Below are 18,147 nucleotides of genomic sequence, written 5' to 3'. Positions count from 1 at the left end.
AGGAGATGTGATGAAACCCCGTTCGCTGACCTTGCCTGGTCCTCTCACCCGCATGGCAACCGTCATCGGCGTCGCCTGCGCGTTGACGGCCTGTTCGACGCTGCCGCCCTATAGCAAGCCCGAGGTCGCCGTGCCCGATCACTACGCGAACGCGCCGCAAGCGTCGGCGGGCTGGTCGGTTGCCGCGCCTGCCGACGCCAAGCCGCGCGGGCCGTGGTGGACGCTGTTCGACGATCCCGGGCTGAACCGCCTCGAAGCGCGCATCGACGTATCGAACCAGTCGGTGAAAAAAGCCGTCGCGCAACTGCAAGCCGCGCGCGCGATGGTCGATTATCAGCGTGCCGGCTACGCGCCGACGGTGACCGCGGGCATCGCGCAATCGCGCACGCGCCTCTCGCAGAACGTGCTCGGGCATTCGCTTGCGGGCCAGACCGTGCCCGACTATTCGGTGGGCGTCGCCGCGAGCTGGGAGCCGGATCTGTTCGGACGCGTCAAGGACGCAGCCGTCAACGCGCGCGACACCGCGCAAGCGAGCGAGGCGGACCTGCAATCCGTGCGCCTGTCGATGGCGAGCGACCTCGCGACCGACTACTTCGACCTGCGCTCGCTCGACATCCAGAAGAAGCTGCTCGACGACACCGTCGCCGCCTATGCAGCGTCGCTCGAGATCGTGCAGCAGGAATTCGCGGCGGGCGGGATCGATGCATCGGCGGTCGCCGAAGCGAAGACGCAGCTGGAAAGCACTCGCACGCAGGACACCGATCTCGACGTCGAGCGCGCGAAGCTTCAGCACGCGATCGCGACGCTGATCGGCGTGCCGGCGTCGTCGTTCACACTGCCGCCCGATGCAACCACGACCACGGCCGCCGCCTTGCCGCAGATTCCCGCCGGCGTGCCGTCGCAACTGCTCGAACGGCGCCCGGACATCGCCGCGGCCGAGCGGCGCGTGGCCGCCGCCAATGCACAGATCGGCGAGGCACACGCGGCGTTCTATCCGGACTTGACGCTATCGGCGACGGCCGGCCTCGAAAGCACATTCTTCGGGCCGTGGCTCACTGCGCCGAGCCTGTTCTGGTCGATAGGCTCGCAGCTCGCGGGCACGCTGTTCGACGGCGGCCGCCGCGACGCGACGCTCAAGGGCGCAACGGCCCAATACGACGCCACGGTCGCCGACTATCGCCAGACCGTGCTCGTCGCGTTCCAGCAGGTTGAGGATGAGTTGTCGGCGCTGCAAACGCTCGCGAGCGAGGCCGACACGCAGCAGCGCGCCACCGCCGCCGCGCAGCAGGCGCTGCAGCTCACGATGAACCGCTACCAGGCCGGCGCTGTCAGCTATCTCGACGTGGTCACCTCGCAGACGACCGCGCTCGCCAACGAGCGGACCTCCGATCAGATCGAGGCGCGCCGCATCGACGCGAGCGTCGCGCTGTTGAAGGCGCTGGGCGGGGGATGGGAAGGACTCGCTAGCCACGCGGCTTCTGGCCAAGCTCGCGCAAGCGCTTCTTGAGCCGGTGGTTCTCGACGAACAACAACACGATGGCAAGCACGAGGCCCGCCGAGAAGTACCACTGCCCTGCGTAGTGGAGCACGGCCCACGCGAATCCAGCCGCAACGATTGCCGTCGCGACGAGCGCGAATCTGTCGGCGAGCCACCTCATGAGTGAGCCCCAACGCTCTGATACGTCTCCATCACTCAACCCTCCTTAATAAAGAGGGCTGCTTTATAGCATGAATCGATACTGCGCAATCACCCGGTCAGGCTCACTCCCGAGGAAACGTCAAAATAAACCGCGTGCTCGCAGCATCGCTTTCGGCATGCGCGCGGCCGCCGTGCAGATCCATGATGGTGCGCACGATCGCGAGCCCGAGGCCAGTCGAGCCCGCGTTATTCGATTCGCGCTTGCGCGACGGGTCGACGCGATAGAAGCGGTCGAAAATCCGCTCGAGCAGTTCGGGCGCGATCGGCGTGCCCTGATTGGCGACGGTCACGCGCACCGCGTCCGGCGCTTCCTCGGCCGCCAGCGTGATGTCGCCGCCGCGCGTCGTGTAGCGCAGCGCGTTCGCCAGCAGGTTGCTGACCGCGCGCCGGAACAGCTCCGCATCGGCGCGCAGTTGCGCGTTGCCGGTCACGCGCAGATGCACGCCGGCGTCGTCGGCCAGGCCCTCGAAATAGTCGGCGATATGCGCAAGCTCCTTCGCGACGTCGAGATCGCCGAGCCGCGCGACAAACTGCGGATGCTCGGCGCGCGCGAGAAACAGCACGCTCTCGATCATGCGCGAGATGCGGTCGCACTCTTCGAGGTTCGACGCGAGCGTCGCCTGATATTCGTCGGCCGAACGCGGCCGCGCGAGCGCGACTTCGGTCGCGCCGCGCAGATTGCCGAGCGGCGTGCGCATGTCGTGCGCGAGATCCGCCGTGTATTGCGACAGGCGCTGAAAGCCGTCGTGCAGGCGGCCGAGCATCCGGTTCAGCGAGGCGACGAGCGCGGCGAGCTCGCTCGGCACGTCATCCGCTTCGATGCGCGTGCTGAGCCTGTCGACGGTGACCGTCCCCGCCTTGCGCGCGATCTCCCGCAGCGGCCGCAGCGATTCGCGCACGAGCATCCAGCTCATCAGGAATGCGAGCAGCATGCCGGCGAGCCCCACCCAGTACAGGCGGTCGCGATAGTAGTCGAGCAGGAGCCAGCGGTCCGTCATGTTGCGCGCAATGATCGTCGTGACCGGCGTGCCGTCGCGCAGCACGGCGTCGGCGGCCAGACCGCGCACCGGCACGCCCTTCGCCGTATGCCACTCCGCGATGTCGCTTTGCGTGATCCGCTGCGTGGCGCCGACGCGCCGCGACAGCGCGGGCAAAGGCACGCCGGGATCGGCGATGCTCGCGGTGTTGTGATCGGCGAGCACCTGCTCGCCGGCATCGCGGATCTCCATCGAAAGCGCGGCGTTGCCGAGCACCTGGCTCGTCAGGCGGTCGGCATGATGGCGCACGTCGTCGAGCGAGCCGAGCTCTTGCTCGAGCCGCCGTGTATGGCGCGCGATCAGCACGATGTCGAGATCGTCCTGCTGCTTGACCTGACGGTCGAGCGCGAAGTACAGCACACTGCCGACGAGCGCGAACACGGCCAGCGTCGTGCCGGCGAAGGCCAGCGCGAGCGTCGTGGTCAGCGAGCGTGAAGCCATCAATCGGCCTCTTTGGCTTCGATCACGTAGCCGACGCCTCGCACTGTCTGAATCAGCTTGACCGGGAAATCGTCGTCGATTTTCGCGCGCAGGCGGCGGATCGCGACCTCGACCACGTTGGTGTCGCTGTCGAAATTCATGTCCCAGACATAGGAGGCGATCTGCGTGCGGCTCAACACCTCGCCCTGGCGGCGCACGAGCAGTTGCAGCAGCGCGAACTCGCGCGGCGTGAGATCGATGCGCGCGGCGCCGCGGCGCACGCGCCGCCGGATCACGTCGATCTCGAGGTCGCCGGCTTTCAGGAGCTCGCTTTCGCGCGGCGGGCCGCGCCGCGCGAGCGTGCGCACGCGGGCGAGCAATTCGACGAAGGCAAACGGCTTGACGAGATAGTCGTCGGCGCCGAGCTCGAGACCGTGCACGCGATCGGCGACATCGTCGCGGGCGGTCAGGAACAGCACCGGCGTCTGACGCGTGGCGCGCAACGTCTTGAGAACGGCCCAGCCGTCCATCGTCGGCAGCATGACGTCGAGGACGATGACGTCGTAGTTCTCCTCTTGCGCGAGGATCAGGCCTTCGGCGCCGTCGGCCGCCACGTCGACGTGATAGCCCGACTCTTCAAGGCCCTTCTTCAGGTACGCGCCCGTCTTTGGCTCGTCCTCGATGACCAGGATGCGCATCTGATGCTCCGCCAGCGGTTGGATCGATAAAGCGATTCTAATGGCTGGAGCGGAAAGCAGCCTCCAACGTCGAGAGAGCATCGGCGCGACGCTTGCTTTCCGCAGTCGAATTGCACGCACTCAAAGGAAGTTTTCGCGCACCATTTCCAGCACATCCGCGCCGCGGCCGTTGAGCACCGCGCGAACGGAATACAGCGCCATGCCGATCACGGGCTTCGCCTCGAAGAACGGCGGCTTGACCAGCTCCAGCGGATTGACGGCGACATCGAGCAGCGCCGGGCCGGGTTGGGACAGCCACTCCTCCACGGCCGCCGGAAGCTCGGAGGCGTGCCGCACCGTCTTCCCCCAAAGGCCGATTGCCGCGGCCACCTTGCCGAAGTCCGGGTTCTTCAGGTGCGTGAACGTGTCCAGCATGCCCTCGGACTTCTGCTCGATTTCCACAAAGCCCAGCTTGCCGTTATTGAATACGACGATCTTGATCGGCAAGTCTTCCTGCATCGTGGTGAGCAGTTCGCCGAACAGCATCGAAATGCCGCCGTCTCCGCACATGGCGACGACCTGGCGATCGGGAGCGGCCTTTTGCAAACCGATCGCGCTTGGCAGGGCGGTCGCCATGGTCCCGTGCAGAAGGCTGCCGAAGATCTGGCGTTTGCCGTTGACCTCCATCAGCCGAAGCGCCCATACGATCGGCGTGCCGTCGTCACCGCAAAAGAGCGCGTCGTCGGCGGCGTATTGGTTGATCAGCGACGTCAGATACGAGCCGGGGATGCTGTCGTTGTGTCCCGGTGCGAGCTGCTTTCTTGTCGACATCATGGTCTCTGCATAACGCTTGACGTATTTCTCCTGGAACGACGCGTCGTCCTTGTCTTGCAGGTGCGGCAGCAACGCCTGCAGCGTAGATTGAATGTCGCCGACGGCGCCCAGCGTAACGTGATGGCGCCGCCCCAGATGCGTGGGATCGATGTCGATCTGTACGATCCTGGCCGAGTCGGGATAGAACTGACGCCACGCGAAATCGGCGCCCAGCAACAGCAGCGTGTCGCATTCGAGCACGGCGTTGTAGCCGGCTTCGTTCCCCAGGATGCCCGTCATGCCGATGTTGTGCGGATTGTTCGGCTCGAGAAAGCACTTTGCGCGAGACGTGTGGGCGACGGGCGCCTTGAGGCGGTCGGCTACCGCGATGATGTCTTCGAGCGCTCCCTCGCAGCCGGACCCTGCATAAATGGCGATCTTCTTGCCGGCGTTGAGGATTTGCGCGATCTCTTCGATCTCCGCGTCGCTCGGCCGGATGGTCGGGCGGCTATGGTGAACGCGATACGGGAAATCTTCTTTCAGCTCGCCGTGGGACACGTCGACCGGCACGATCAGCACCGCGACGCCCCGCTTGGCCAATGCGGCCTGGCACGCCATCACCGTCTTTTTCCTGGCCTGCTCGGGCGTCAGGATCATTTCGCAGAACACTGAACACTCTTTGAAGACCGACTTGAAGTCCACCTCCTGGATGAATTCAAAGCCCATTTCGCTCATCGTCACCTGACTCGCGATCAGGACGACAGGAGAGCGGTTGCGATTGGCTTCGTACAGCCCGTTGATGAAGTGCAGGCTGCCTGGGCCGCAACTGCCCGCACAGGCCGTCAGGTTGTTCGTGTAGAGCGCTTCCGTGCCTGCCGCAAAGGCCCCGGCTTCCTCGTGGCGGACGCTGACCCATTCGATGGAACTGCGCTCCAGATTCTCGGCAAACAGATTCAACGTGTCGCCGACGATGCCGTAGCAGCGCTTTACGCCCGCTTGTTCGAGAACTTCGACAATGACTTCCGCAACTTGCTTGCCCATGTGAGTCTCCGAAAGATGGGGGATGGAGAGAGAGAAGCACTGGGGCGGGTAGGCGCGGGATGCTGGAAGTGCTGTTGTCGGAACGGGGCCGTTCAGGCTGGCCTCGTTGCGCTGGTCATCCCCAGTTGCAGAGCAAGTCTATGAGGCGTGACTTATCGGAAGGGGGACGGCTGCATTACAAATTCGTAATGCAGGCGCTGGCGGAAACTCGGCCTCACATTCGAATCACGTCCATCACCGTTTTCTTCTTGTCCTTGAACTGGTAAATCGTGATGGCCGCGTCCTTCAGGTCACCGTGCGGATCGAAGGCGATTCTTCCGATCACACCGGCATACTGCGTGCTGGGCATCGCAGCCAGAACCTTGGCCCGCTCCGTCGAATTGGCGCGCTTCATCGCATCGTAGATCACGTAGACGGCATCGTAGGCAAACGGCGCGTAGGCATCGATGGGCACTTTGTATCGCGCGGTGTAGCGCCGCTCGAACTCCTGCCCCTTCGGCATCCGCGAGAGCGCCAGGCCGGCTTCGGAGCACACGACGTTGCCGATCGCGTCGCCGGCAAGGCTCACCATCTTGTCCGTGCATGCGCCGTCACCGCCAAGCACGCTTGCCGTCACGCCGAGATTCGCCGCCTGCTTGGCCAACGGACCGGCCGTTGCATCGGAACCGCCGTACATGATGACGTCCGGCTGCAACCCCTTAATCTTCGTCAAAATGGCACGGAAGTCGGTGGCCTTGTCGTTGGTCGCCTCGCGCGCGACGATCGTGCCACCGTTCGCCTTCGCCGCTTTCACGAACTCGTCGGCAAGCCCCTGACCATAAGCCGTCGAATCGTCGATCACGGCAATACGTTTCGCGTGCAGCGCGTTGAGCGCGTAGCGCGCGAGCGCCGGTCCCTGCAATGCATCCGTCGCCACCACGCGAAACGTCGTCTTGTAGCCCTGCTGCGTGTACGCGGGATTCGTCGAGCCCTGGGAAATCTGCACCACCTGAGCTTCGCTATAGATGCGCGATGCAGGAATCGATACGCCGGAATTGATATCGCCGACCACGGCCACCACGCCATCGTCCACCAGCTTCTGCGCAACCTGGGTTCCCGTGCGCGGGTCGGCGGCATCGTCTTGCGAGTCCAGTTGCAGACGCACCGGCTTGCCGCCGATCACGGGATTCTGACTGTTGATTTCGTCGACGGCGAGCTGCGCGGCGTTTTCGCTGTCCTTGCCCATATTGGCGAGCTGGCCGGTGAGCGGCGCCGCGTGGCCGATCAGCACAACGGCGGGATTGGCGTCGGCGGCGTGCACGGACGCCTGGATAGCGGCCAGCGCAACGACGCTGGCCACGGAGCGAAATGTATGATTCACGGGCTGCCTCACTTCGGTTATGAATGTCCAAAAGGCGCGCTGTCGATTTCATTGCGCCTGAAAACCAGTATTCGTTCGCCGTAATTGCGCGTCCAACGACAAATTCTTTTTGCTGCCGATAAACAAACCTTATGCCGGCACGACGGACGCGCCAGTCCGCAGCAATGCTTCGACGCTACGCGCTATCGCGAGAATCGACGCATCCGCGAGCGCCGGCCCGCAGATCGACAAACCGACTGGTAGTTCGCCTTCCCGATGGCACGGCAGCGTCAGCGCGCAACCATCCATGAAGTTCACGATGCTTGCGTTACGCAGCACCTTTGCATTGATCGAGAAAAATGCCTCATCGTCGTTTTCGACGTTCGCAATGGCGGGCGCCACGATCGCGACGGTCGGCATCAACCAGGCATCGAACCTCGCGAGACGGGTTCGTGCATCGCGCACGAAGCGCTCGCGCGCGGCAAGCAGGTCGATATAGTCGGCGGCGCTGCGCCCTTCCCCGACGCGCAGCCGCTTGAGCACTCGCGGGTCGTACGCATCGGCATTGCGCGCGACGTGCTCGCGATGCCACGCCCAGGCCTGCGCCGCGGTGATGCCCGCGAGCGGAAAGCGGCCGGCAACCTCGTGAAGCTCGGGAAACGCAAAGCGTTCGATCAACACGCCTGCGCGGCTCAGCATGCCGATCGCGCGGTTGAACGCAGTGCTCACCGTCTCGTCCAGTTCGCCCGATACATAGTCCGAGGTGACGCCGAGGCGAAGTCCCGCGAGCGCGCGTGGCGCCGTTTCCAGCGATTGCCCCGAAACAGCGCTATCGACGAGTACGCAGCAGTCGACACTTCGCGCAATAGGCCCGATTGAATCGAAGGACGTCGACAGCGGCACGATGCCGTCGAGCGGCACGCGCCGCGCGGTCGGCTTGAATCCAACCAGCCCGCAGAACGCGGCGGGGATGCGGATCGAGCCGCCCGTATCGGTGCCAAGCGCGGCAGCCACGTGTCCGAGCGCGACAGACGTCGCTGCGCCGGAACTCGATCCCCCCGCCAGACGCGTAAGGTCAGCGGGATTCAGCGGCGTTCCGTAGTGCGGATTCAGCCCGAGGCCGGAGAACGCGAACTCGCTCATGTTCGTCCGGCCGACGAACACGGCTCCCGCCTCGCGCAAACGCGCAACGGCGGCCGCGTCGCGCACGGCAGGCGCGGCGTCGCAAAGGATCCGCGCGCCCGCCGTCGTTACCTGACCCTTGACGTCGAACAGGTCCTTCACGGAAACGGGTACGCCAGCCAGCGCCGAAGGAACGTAACCCCGCTCCCGAAATGCGTCGCTGCTGGAGGCAGCGTCGCGCGCTGCCGAGCGATCGACATGCGTATAGGTCGAATCTCCCCGCGCAAGGTCGGCATCGATGGCCGCAAGGCTCGCGTCGAGCAGTTCGCCCGCCGATACGTCCCGCGTCGCAAGCGCCTTGCTTGATTGACGGATGGTGCGCATCGCGGTCACTCCGTATGCGCGAGCGCATCGACCGAATAGCGATGCCAGAGGCTGCGTGCGAGTACGGGATCATGCAGTTCCACTTCGTAGGCACTGGCGGGCGTCAGCGCGCCAAGGACGGGCTGCGTGCCGCAAAACAACACGGTTTCCGGAAGCATCGAAGTTGCGCCGAACGCCCGCGAGATCAAAGACTCCGGGTGCATCAGCCGGTCGAGCGAACCTTCTTGATAGAGAATGCGCTCGCCGCTCGAATCGAAGCGCCAGCAACGCGCGATCAACGCATCCCAATGCGCGGCCACGTCCGCATAACGCCAGAGTGTTTTGCCGAGCGGCTTCGCGCACATCTGCTTCGATACGGCAACGTCGTAACCTTCGACCTTCCGGTCCGTATGATCGGAACCGATGCCGACCAGCAAGCCATCCGCTTCCGTTTGTATCAGCACGGCTTCGACTTCGCCCGACGAATGCCCGCCGACCACCTCGATGCCGCCCAACGTCGTCAGCAAGGCCGGCGCGACCTCGTAGAAGCACGGCACGTTCGACGGCCTGCGCACGCCAATCGCTTCCAGTTCGCGAATATGATGCTCGACCTCTGCATGGTCCCGTCCCGCCCAGCCTGCAATCACGAGCCGGCTCGCGCTCACTTCCACCGGCGGCCCGCCTTCGATTTCGCATGACAATTTCTTCATCGCAACATCCTTTGTTTAACAGCCAGTTCGCCGGCTCCGGTTTGCGCTTCCAAGCGCACTTTTCATCGTCGGCTTTCGTTGCGAAGTTTTGGCGCGCCCGGTGCGCGTGTCCAACAAATTAAAGTTGTGGTGCGGGCAAAGATTTTCTTGTCACGTGCCGCTGGACGCAGCGCTACACTGAGCTAGTCCTGCTTGCCTCGTCCGGGTTGTGAATGAATCTGCGATTTCTGGAAACGTTTGTCTGGCTGGCGCGGCTGCGCAGCTTTCGACTGACAGCCGAGCGGCTGCACGCGACACAAGCGGCCATTTCGAGCCGCATTTCGGCGCTGGAGCAGGAACTCGGCGTGCGGCTATTCGAGCGCGGCCCCAAGGAAGCGACGCTCACGCAGGACGGCACGAAAGCCTTGCCCTTCGCCGAACAGATGCTGAAGCTGAATCAGGCGATGCTCGCGAGCGTCGGCGATCGCTCGAAGGTTTCGGGATTGCTGCGCCTGGGCGCAATCGAATCGATCGTTCACACTTGGCTGCCGGATCTCCTCAAGCGGATCAGGGAGGAGTATCCGAATCTCGTGATCGAATTGACCAGCGACACGTCCGCCAATCTTTCCGCTCAGCTGGCGAGCGGCCATATCGATGTGTCGTTTCAAACAACGAACGTTACCGGCGCGGACATGACGAATGTCCCGCTCGGCAGTCTTCCGATGCGATGGATGGCAAGCCCGGCGCTCAATCTGTCCGCGCAGGCATTGACGGAAGCCGAACTGGCGGCCTATCCGGTCATCAGCTTTGCGCGCCATTCGCCGCCGCACGAATTTCTGGCCGGGTTGTTCGCTGCCAGTGGGGATATGCAGGTGCAGATCAATTGCGTGTCGTCGGTGGCCGCGATCATCCGGCTCGTTGTCGACGGATTCGGCATTGCCGTGCTGCCACCGGCGTTCGTCATGCGCGAGCTCGCGGCCGGTCAATTGCACCTGCTGCAAGTGACGCATCGTGTGCCCGCATTGCCGCTTGTCGCCGCATTTCGGCGCACGCCCGACAGCCTGCTTTGCGAGTCCATCACACGGCTCGCGCTGAACGTCGTGCTCGACTTCAGCCTCGAACACGGGCCTGAGTTCGCGTTGTTTCCGCCAACGGACGACGCGATCCCGCGCGCCTGACCGATCACATCATCAACACAAGCGTCCCGACATGCCGACCGCCCTTTCCATTCCGATAGAGCCGCTCGAAGCGCACCGCTGTGAACCTTATGGCTGGATGCTCGGCAAGCCCGTCTGCACGGGCGGCGACGCGCCATCATTTGTCAGCCCTGAATCGGACTTCTGGCGAGAGCATCTGTTCGACACCGGCACAGCGGGCGAGACGGAAATCCTCTGGGTCACCTACCGCAATCGCGACGACGGGATCACGTCGCTGGAGATGCATCGTATGACGCAGCAGGCCATCGTGCCGCTGACGGGGCCTGTCATCCAAGTCGTCGCGACCTCGGCGGAAAACGGCATGCCGGACCTGAACTCCTTGCGCGCGTTCGAGATTCCTGTCGGCAAGGGTCTTTGCATGCGGCCCAAAACATGGCACGCGACTCGAGTTGCCGAACGCGACGCGACGTGTCTCATGCTGACCCGTCCATCGACGACCTATGATCTGTTGATCCATCTGAAAACAGGCGCGCCCGCATGCGAAAGTGTCATTCAAGCGATCGAAACGCACCGGCTTGAAAGATCGACATTGCCATAGCCAGATCAAGAGAAGGCGCAGCAGCGACGCGTCCGGCCGGACGCGAGAGAACAGGAAGGGAAACGGGATGGTAGAGGCTGCCGGCCTGGCACCGGGCCGTCATCTTGCATGCCTTCTTGCCGCTACAAGCGCCCGGCGTGCGCAACACCTGCCGCATCGCGCACGCCGGGGTACATCGTCAAGCTAACTCAAGCCACCATCAATCACGCTCGCGCTCGATGCCAAGCCCCGGCAGCGCCCGCGTGCCTTCCGCCCGAACCGAATGCAGCAGGTCCGGATCGAGGTCGAGCGCACGCAGTATCGTCGGCGCGACCTGGGTCGTGAACACGTATTTGTCTTCCGTGCGGCCGCCGTGGTGGATGCCGGGGAACGACACGACGAGACCCAGATGATTGTCGTCGGGCGCATTGCCGCCGTGCTCTTCATCCTTGCCCGTGCTCGACGTGTAGATCACGCCGGGGTTCGGCTGCACGATGATGTCGGGTGTGCGGCCGTTCGACGGATTGCCGAACCAGTCGGAGAGGCGGTCGCCATGCAGGATGTACGCTTGCGGGCCGTCCGCGCAGATGCCCGGCGCGGTGCAGCCGAGGTTGGCCTGCAGCGTCTTCACCACGGCATCCTTCTGGCTCTGATCGCGCAGCCAGATGAGGCCGACGTCGTCGGTCTGCACGAAGCCCGTGCCGGAGAGGCCCGAACCGTCGTTCAGGTTGCCCGTCGTCGTGTTGTTCTGGCCGAAGTTGCCGCTCGAGTCCAGATAGTTGCCGGCCTCGAGCAGCTTCGTCAGCGTATCGCCGTTCTTGACGAGCTTCGTATGGTCGGTCGGCGACTGGCCGTGCTTGGCCGTCACGATGATGAGCGTCGACGAATAGAGGTTGCGCTGCTTCAGCTCCGACACGACACGCCCGAGCGCGCCGTCGAGATACGCGATCGCGGCGGCGACCTGCGTTCCCGGCGTGAAGTCCGCATCGAGATACCCGCCCTGCTTCGCCACCGGCGACTTCTGCGCGACGCTGAGCGTCTGGAAGTTCGTGCCGAACACCGTCGGCACCGGCGCGCTCGTCTTGCCCGTCGAGTCCAGGCCGTCGATCTCGTTGATCAGCGCCTGCACGTGGATGTTGTCGAACACCTCGGTGTGCGTGTAGGTGTCGGTATAGGCGGTGCCCGTCTTGGCGTCGATCGAGTTGATTTCGGTGCGCGCCAGATCGTCGACGCCCGTGCCGGACGGCCCGTTGACCCAGTCATAGCCCCACGCGTGCTTGTCCGCCCATGCGGTGCGCGAACCCGGAATGTTTTGCTTGACGACTTCGAACACCGTGTTCGTCTTGATGTAGTTGTGCGGGTAGACCGGCGTGCAGACGCCGTTGACCTTCGCATACGGAATCGCATCCGGATTGAACGCGCCGCCGCCGTCCAGGTGGATCAGCGGACCGCCGCCCTTGCCATCGATCCCGACCGTTTCGTCGAACACGACATTCCATCCCTGCGTGCCCGTGCAGTTCGAATCGAGCGGGGCGTAGAGCGTCCGGTCATATGACACGTCATAGAAGAGGCCCGCGCTCTTCGGCGAGCCGCCCGTCACGAGCGCGGCAAGGCCCGGGAACGAATCCGACAGGTGGGGCGTGTGGGCGTTCGTGTAGGTCACGCCCGATTTCGCGAGCAGCGCGAGGTTGGGGCAGGTGTTGCCGCCGATGCAGCGGGCGACGTCCTGCTCATGCAAACCGTCGAAGCTGATGAGCAATACGTGCTTCACGTCGTCCTTGTCGCGCGCCTGCGCCGGCATCGCATGCAAGCCTGCGAAAGCAAGCGCCACGGCACCGAAGATCGCACTGGCACGGTGCCACTTTTGTGTATCTCGAGTTTCTTTCATCATTATTTACCTCGTTGACGGGCATTGCGGGGAAATGCCAAACGTCGCGCCACGCGAAGAGAACAGCGCTCTCTTTCATCGGGCGCGGGTATGGACACACGATGAAGATGCAGGGGTGCATCAATGGGATATTTCCAACCACGACAGGTCGGACGAATTTGGTATGAGCAACCGACTCGACCCAATCCTTCGTCTAGGACCCAGTGCAAGCGTGGTTCGCTTGACTGGTGGAGGCCGGTTGTTTGTTGTAGCGCGGGCGTTAGGATGCGCGCCTGACGTGACGGTCATGTGACCGTCCGCGGTTGGGCTACTCCTGCCAGTAGTCTTTCCGCGCGTGCACGGCGGCGTAGAAAAGATGTTTCGACGGCACAAAACGTTTTATCGATTTCAAGCACTTGGCATTGCGGTGAACCCTTCCACCGCTGCCGCCAACGCGCGCATCTTCTCATCGTCTCCGAAGCCGGCGAATCCGGCAGCGACGCGCTCGCGCTGGGCGTCGGTCAGGTGAGACGCCCCGGCTAGCAGTGCGGACAGCGCAACTGCCGCGCAGGTTTCGTTGTTGATACCGGTAGCCGCATCGACGAGACGGTCCCGCTGAGGCTCGCTCAGGTATGCCATCCCGGCTCCGAGGCCAGACAGCGCGACCGCCTTCTTCTCTTCATCGCCGATACCGATGACCGCCTCGACGAGCCACCCGCGCTGAGGTTCGGTCAGGTGTGCCATCGCGGCCCCCAGGCCGGCCAGCGCATCCGCCTTCGCCCATTCATCTTTGACGCAGGCAGCCGCGTCAACGAGCCGCCCGCGCTCACGCGCACTCAGGTGCGCCATCCCGGCTCCCAGTCCTGCCACCGCGATCGCCTTGGCCCATTCATTGTTCATGCCGGTAGCCGCGTCAACGATGCGCTCGCGTTCAGATGCGCTCAAGCGCGCCATCGCGGCTCCCAGTCCGGACAGCGCGACTGCCCTGTACCCTTCATGTTCGATGCCGATAGCCGCATCGACGCAGCACTCGCGTTCACGCGCGCTCAGGTGTGCCACCCCGGCCCCCAGTCCGGACAGCGCGACCGCCTTCTTCTCTTCGTCGTCGATACCGAGGGCCGCGTCAACGAGGCGCTTGCGCTGAGCCTCGTTCAGGTGTGCGGTCCCGGCTCCCAGTCCGGCCAGCGCGATCGCCTTGCACCCTTCATTGTCAATACCGGTAGCCGCATCTACGATGCGCGCCCGGTCATGCTCGCTCAATTGTGCCATTCAGGCTCCCAGTCTCAGGTGCGCTTCGCCCGCCCCATGCCCAATCCGATTGACGCCAGCGCAATCGCCATCCCTCCGCCAGGCTCCATACTGACAACCGCGTCAACGAGGCGCCTTTGCTGAGGCGCGCTCAGGTATGCGATCCCCGATCCCACTCCGGCCAGCGCGACCGCTTTGGCCCCTTCGTCGTTGATCCCGATAGCCGCGTCAACGAGGCGGTCGCGCAGAGACTCGTGCTCAGGTGCGCTCAGGTCCTCCATCCCAGCTCCCAGTCTGGCCAGCGCGTCCGCCCTTTGCCCCTCATCCTCGATGCCGATAGCGTCGCCCACGAGGTCGTTGAGATCCTTCGACGACAGAAGCGTCAGCAGCCTCCCGCTGAAAACATCCCGGGGGCCGTTGCGCAATGCCCAACGGGCGACCACCCGAGCCGCCTGCGCCCCCCGACCGGCGCCCTTGCCGGAAACGCTTTCTTCCGCGCTTCGGGAGCCGCCGGATTCCCGAGCCAGAGCAGACAGCTCGAGCAAGTTCGAACTGAACTCAATATCAGAGGCCGTCCGTGTCGGTTTGAGCGGCGGCGGCGATAGCGGTGTTGCGCCATCATCGGCGGCCTTCTGTTTGCCCGGCGAAGGGGGTGCCCGCAGAGTCAAATCGCTCAAGGGGCCTGAGATCTGCCTGCCTTCTTTGGCTATCTCGCCGGGATCTGCGGGCTTCGACGCCTGAGAAGGGTCCTGCCCGTCGACCTTTACATTGTCGCGCCCTGGTTTGGAAGGGGGTACACGCATCGTCACCACATCTATTCGAATTTCGAGCAAGGATACGTCAACTCGCCCGATGCGTGAGAGACACGTTTCTTATACAGCCCGCAATGCCCCGACCTCCCCCCGCTCTCTCAACATCACCTCGATATCCCCCGGCGCCACCGGCCTGCTGAAGTAATACCCCTGGATCTCGTGGCAATCGCTCTCGCGCAGAAAATCCACCTGCTCCTGCGTCTCGACACCCTCCGCAATCACGTTCAGATTCAGCCTTCGGCTCATCGAAATCACCGCCATGACGATCGCCCGGTCGTCCTCGCCTTGCGGCAGCTCCCGCACGAACGATTTGTCGATCTTCAAGCGCACGATCGGCAAATGCTTGAGCGCGCTAAGGCTCGAATACCCCGTGCCGAAGTCGTCGATGGAAAGCTGTACGCCCATCTCCTTCAGCTTCTTCATCGTCTCGATGCAGCCATCGAGATCCTGCATGATCAGGCTCTCGGTCAGCTCGAGTTCGAGATGGCGCGCCTCGAGGCCGCTGTCGCTCAGCGCGCGCGCCACCGTCGACACCCATTCGTCATGCAGGAACTGTCGCGCCGACACGTTCACCGACATCGTCACCGCCGGCAAGCCGGCATCCTGCCACGCTTTGCCTTGAAAGCACGCCGTGCGCAAGACCCACTCGCCGATCGGCACGATCAATCCCGTCTCCTCCGCGAGCGGAATGAAGGTCATCGGCGGGATCGGGCCGTCGACGGGATGATCCCAGCGCAGCAGCGCCTCGACGCCGAGGATCGTGTCGCTGCGCGTATCGACCTGCGGCTGGTACACGACGCGGAACTCGCCGTTCGCGAGCGCTTCGCCCAGCTGCTTCTGCCGCCGCAGGCGATCGCGCACCTTGGCGTTCATCTCCGACGTGTACGACTGACAGTTGTTGCGCCCCAGCTCCTTCGCGCGATACATCGCCGCATCGGCGTTCATCAGCAGCGTTTCCGCGTCCTCGCCATCGGCCGGATAGCGCGCGAGCCCCATGCTGCAGCTCACCTGGTATTCCTGGCCCGCCAGCTCGACGGGCTCCAGCACCGCTTCGCGCAGGCGCTCGACGACCATGCGCGCTTCGCCCCCTTCCAGCGATTCGTCGACGAGCACCAGCACGAACTCGTCGCCGCCCAGCCGCACCACCGTATCCGTATGGCGCACGCATGAGCGCATGCGCGTGGCGACGGTCTTGAGCAGCTCGTCGCCGGCGCGGTGCCCGAGGCTGTCGTTGATCAGCTTGAAGTTGTCGAGGTCGACGAACACCACGATCACGGCATGGCGATAACGCCGCGCATGCCGCAGCATCAGGCTCAAGCGGTCGCCGAGCAGCGTGCGGTTCGGCAGCCCGGTCAGCGCATCGTGCGTCGCCATGTGGCGGATGCGCTCCTCGGCGCGCATGCGCTCGATCGCGATGCCCGCGATGCGCGTGGCCATCGCGATCATCTGCGCTTCGATCGCATCGATCTCGCGGCTCTCGCGCATGAAGATCGTCAGCGCACCCAGCGTGTCGCCGCTGTCCGAGAGAATCGGCACGGATCGGCATGTGCGGAACTCCAGCATGCCCGCCGCCGCCATCGCCGCCGCGTAGCTTTCGTCCGCCGGGGCCTGTGAAGCCGAGACCGGCTGGCGCGTGAAAATCGCGAGCCCGTACGGCGGCATGTCCGGGCCGATCACCGTGCCGTGCACCGTCTGCCTGAACGCCGCCGGCAAGCTCGGCGCAGCGCCGACGCGCACGTGCAGGCCGTCGTTGTCGCGCAGCAGAACGGCCCAGGCGCAGTCCGCGAATTGCGACTCGAGCAGGTTCATCAGGGACTTCAGCACCTCGTCGAGCGGCTGCCGCGCCGCGATCATTTCGAGGATGCGGTTCTGCTCCACGCGCTGCACCTCGGCCCGCTTGCGCGCGGTGATATCACGCACGATCGCGACCACGCCGTCGTCGACGCGCACCACCTGCCGATGCAGCCACACCGCGGCGCCCTCCGCCGGCCAGTGCAGCCATTCGCGCTCTTCGACGACGCCGCTTTCGAACACGCGCACGAACTCGCGCATCGTCGAGTAGTAGTCGGTATCGGGAAACACGCGGTCGAGCGATCCGCCGATCAGCGCCTCGCGCGGCTTGCCGACGAGCTCCGCGCCGCGGCGGCTGATGTCGCGCAACAGGAAGCCGACGATCGCGGAATGACGATTGCCGACCGAATGCACGCACTCCCAGACGAAAAACGCGTCGAGACTGCCCTCCGACGCGGCATAGAAGGTTTGCTGCACCCGGCGCGCCCGCGCGCGGCTCAGCACGAGCTCGCGGCTCTTCAAGCTGAGGATCGCCGTCAGCACGAGCAGCAGCACGCTGCCGGCCGCCGTCGCCAGCATGTAGAAAAGCCGGTCGCTGCGATAGCGCGAGAGCGCTTCGTCCGCCGACAGCCCGGCGATCACCATCAGCGGAAAACCATGTAGCGGCCGCACGTTGCTGAAGCGCGCGACGCCGCTGTCCCAGGGATGCACCTGGGGCGCGTCCGGCATGCGGTCGGCGCGCGGCACGGGGACCGACGCGCCCCACGACACGTGGTCGCCGACCTGCTGCGCACGCATCACGCCATCGGTGCCGAGCAGGCCGACGAAACCCATCTTGCCCAAGCGCGCGACGTCGTAGCCGCTCGTGAAATACGACGGATCGACCGCGAGCGTCGCCACGCCCGCGAACCGGCCGGCGCCGTCGACAAGCCGCCGGCTGAAGGTGATCTCCGGCGCGCCCGACACCGCATCGCGCATCACGGGGCCGACGAACAGCGCGTCGCCGTCGCTCGCGAACTGCGCGGTGAAGAACGTCTGGTCAGAGACGCTCGCGGGCGAATCCCTGCGCGTGCTGGCCGTCACCAGGCCGTGGCTGTCGAAGATCGCCACGCGAAACACGATGGCCGGAGGCAGCAGGTTCTTGCCCTGCAGCGCTTCCAGCGCGAGACCGCCCTTCGCGACATAGGCAAACGCCACCGTCTTCAGCGTCTGGTCGATGAACACGAGATTGCGCACGGCCTGCGCTTCGTAGGTATCGGCGATCTCGCGGCTGGAATCGACGGCCGCACGCATCGTCTCGCGGTACTCGACGCCGATCACATAAGCGACCGACAACCATGTGAACAGCAACAGCAGCAGCGCGAAGAACGCGAAGACGACATAGGTTTCGAGCAGGCGCGCCGGCACCAGCCGCGCAGCCCGGTACAACAGGCTGCGGGCAGGGCCCGCGCTCGCGGCGTTCTGAATTGACCTGTCGATGTCCATACCGTCGGCT

The 18,147-nt window shown here is 64.6% G+C and carries 14 protein-coding genes; 3 read left to right on the top strand and 11 right to left on the bottom strand.

Annotated features, from left to right (window positions below; translation table 11 throughout):
• Positions 1 to 10 precede the first annotated feature (10 nt).
• Positions 11 to 1,507, top strand: a complete 1,497-nt coding sequence (locus tag FAZ69_RS15365) for an efflux transporter outer membrane subunit (protein ID WP_136895934.1) — start codon at positions 11 to 13, stop codon at positions 1,505 to 1,507.
• On the opposite strand, the gene FAZ69_RS15360 is transcribed toward FAZ69_RS15365, so the two are convergent.
• The 7 genes from FAZ69_RS15360 to FAZ69_RS15330 form a co-directional block, all read right to left on the bottom strand.
• Positions 1,464 to 1,658, bottom strand: coding sequence for a hypothetical protein (locus tag FAZ69_RS15360; protein ID WP_136895933.1), 195 nt, complete (start codon positions 1,656 to 1,658; stop codon positions 1,464 to 1,466). The genes FAZ69_RS15365 and FAZ69_RS15360 overlap by 44 nt on opposite strands.
• A gap of 103 nt (positions 1,659 to 1,761) precedes the next feature.
• On the bottom strand, positions 1,762 to 3,177 hold the full coding sequence (locus FAZ69_RS15355) for a heavy metal sensor histidine kinase (RefSeq protein ID WP_136895932.1): 1,416 nt from the start codon (positions 3,175 to 3,177) through the stop codon (positions 1,762 to 1,764).
• Entirely contained in the window at positions 3,177 to 3,854 is a 678-nt protein-coding gene (locus FAZ69_RS15350) for a heavy metal response regulator transcription factor (RefSeq protein ID WP_136895931.1), read from the bottom strand. The genes FAZ69_RS15355 and FAZ69_RS15350 overlap by 1 nt, the downstream gene beginning before the upstream one ends.
• A 120-nt stretch (positions 3,855 to 3,974) precedes the next feature.
• Positions 3,975 to 5,687, bottom strand: coding sequence for a thiamine pyrophosphate-dependent enzyme (locus FAZ69_RS15345; RefSeq protein ID WP_136895930.1), 1,713 nt, complete (start codon positions 5,685 to 5,687; stop codon positions 3,975 to 3,977).
• A 214-nt stretch (positions 5,688 to 5,901) separates the two neighbouring features.
• Positions 5,902 to 7,008, bottom strand: coding sequence for a branched-chain amino acid ABC transporter substrate-binding protein (locus tag FAZ69_RS15340; RefSeq protein WP_240702291.1), 1,107 nt, complete (start codon positions 7,006 to 7,008; stop codon positions 5,902 to 5,904).
• Positions 7,009 to 7,176: 168 nt separating this feature from the next.
• Positions 7,177 to 8,532, bottom strand: a complete 1,356-nt coding sequence (locus FAZ69_RS15335; RefSeq protein WP_136895929.1) for an amidase — start codon at positions 8,530 to 8,532, stop codon at positions 7,177 to 7,179.
• Between the two features lie 5 nt (positions 8,533 to 8,537).
• The gene (locus FAZ69_RS15330; protein WP_136895928.1) at positions 8,538 to 9,221 is read right to left on the bottom strand and encodes a DUF2848 domain-containing protein; all 684 of its coding nucleotides are present in this window, start codon (positions 9,219 to 9,221) and stop codon (positions 8,538 to 8,540) included.
• 212 nt (positions 9,222 to 9,433) lie between these two features.
• On the opposite strand from FAZ69_RS15330, the gene FAZ69_RS15325 reads away from it, so the two are divergent.
• Positions 9,434 to 10,378 (top strand): LysR family transcriptional regulator, encoded by a 945-nt coding sequence (locus FAZ69_RS15325; RefSeq protein ID WP_136895927.1) that lies wholly within the window; start codon positions 9,434 to 9,436, stop codon positions 10,376 to 10,378.
• 31 nt (positions 10,379 to 10,409) lie between these two features.
• Positions 10,410 to 10,955 carry an ureidoglycolate lyase gene (locus FAZ69_RS15320; RefSeq protein WP_136895926.1) on the top strand — a complete coding sequence of 182 codons (546 nt, stop codon included), beginning with the start codon at positions 10,410 to 10,412 and terminating at the stop codon, positions 10,953 to 10,955.
• Between the two features lie 199 nt (positions 10,956 to 11,154).
• Here the strand turns inward: FAZ69_RS15320 and FAZ69_RS15315 are convergent, their stop codons facing one another.
• The 4 genes from FAZ69_RS15315 to FAZ69_RS15300 form a co-directional block, all read right to left on the bottom strand.
• The gene (locus tag FAZ69_RS15315; protein WP_240702250.1) at positions 11,155 to 12,825 is read right to left on the bottom strand and encodes an alkaline phosphatase family protein; all 1,671 of its coding nucleotides are present in this window, start codon (positions 12,823 to 12,825) and stop codon (positions 11,155 to 11,157) included.
• 384 nt (positions 12,826 to 13,209) lie between these two features.
• Positions 13,210 to 14,070, bottom strand: coding sequence for a hypothetical protein (locus FAZ69_RS15310; RefSeq protein ID WP_136895924.1), 861 nt, complete (start codon positions 14,068 to 14,070; stop codon positions 13,210 to 13,212).
• 14 nt (positions 14,071 to 14,084) lie between these two features.
• On the bottom strand, positions 14,085 to 14,882 hold the full coding sequence (locus FAZ69_RS15305) for a hypothetical protein (RefSeq protein WP_136895923.1): 798 nt from the start codon (positions 14,880 to 14,882) through the stop codon (positions 14,085 to 14,087).
• A 39-nt stretch (positions 14,883 to 14,921) separates the two neighbouring features.
• A complete protein-coding gene (locus FAZ69_RS15300; protein WP_136895922.1) occupies positions 14,922 to 18,137 on the bottom strand; it encodes a bifunctional diguanylate cyclase/phosphodiesterase in 3,216 nt (1,071 codons plus the stop codon).
• Positions 18,138 to 18,147: the final 10 nt, after the last annotated feature.

The sequence above is a fragment of the Trinickia terrae genome, assembly GCF_005144415.1.
GTDB lineage: Bacteria > Pseudomonadota > Gammaproteobacteria > Burkholderiales > Burkholderiaceae > Trinickia_A > Trinickia_A terrae.
The sequence above is the reverse complement of the archived record's forward strand: the minus strand, read 5'-3'. Positions and strand labels throughout refer to the sequence as shown.

Coding starts and splice junctions, on each gene's coding strand:
- FAZ69_RS15315 (WP_240702250.1), bottom strand. CDS start 12,825: ATGATGAAAGAAACTCGAGATACACAAAAGTGGCACCGTGCCAGTGCG.
- FAZ69_RS15300 (WP_136895922.1), bottom strand. CDS start 18,137: ATGGACATCGACAGGTCAATTCAGAACGCCGCGAGCGCGGGCCCTGCC.
- FAZ69_RS15320 (WP_136895926.1), top strand. CDS start 10,410: ATGCCGACCGCCCTTTCCATTCCGATAGAGCCGCTCGAAGCGCACCGC.
- FAZ69_RS15310 (WP_136895924.1), bottom strand. CDS start 14,070: ATGGCACAATTGAGCGAGCATGACCGGGCGCGCATCGTAGATGCGGCT.
- FAZ69_RS15365 (WP_136895934.1), top strand. CDS start 11: ATGAAACCCCGTTCGCTGACCTTGCCTGGTCCTCTCACCCGCATGGCA.
- FAZ69_RS15345 (WP_136895930.1), bottom strand. CDS start 5,687: ATGGGCAAGCAAGTTGCGGAAGTCATTGTCGAAGTTCTCGAACAAGCG.
- FAZ69_RS15330 (WP_136895928.1), bottom strand. CDS start 9,221: ATGAAGAAATTGTCATGCGAAATCGAAGGCGGGCCGCCGGTGGAAGTG.
- FAZ69_RS15355 (WP_136895932.1), bottom strand. CDS start 3,177: ATGGCTTCACGCTCGCTGACCACGACGCTCGCGCTGGCCTTCGCCGGC.
- FAZ69_RS15360 (WP_136895933.1), bottom strand. CDS start 1,658: ATGAGGTGGCTCGCCGACAGATTCGCGCTCGTCGCGACGGCAATCGTT.
- FAZ69_RS15350 (WP_136895931.1), bottom strand. CDS start 3,854: ATGCGCATCCTGGTCATCGAGGACGAGCCAAAGACGGGCGCGTACCTG.
- FAZ69_RS15335 (WP_136895929.1), bottom strand. CDS start 8,532: ATGCGCACCATCCGTCAATCAAGCAAGGCGCTTGCGACGCGGGACGTA.
- FAZ69_RS15325 (WP_136895927.1), top strand. CDS start 9,434: ATGAATCTGCGATTTCTGGAAACGTTTGTCTGGCTGGCGCGGCTGCGC.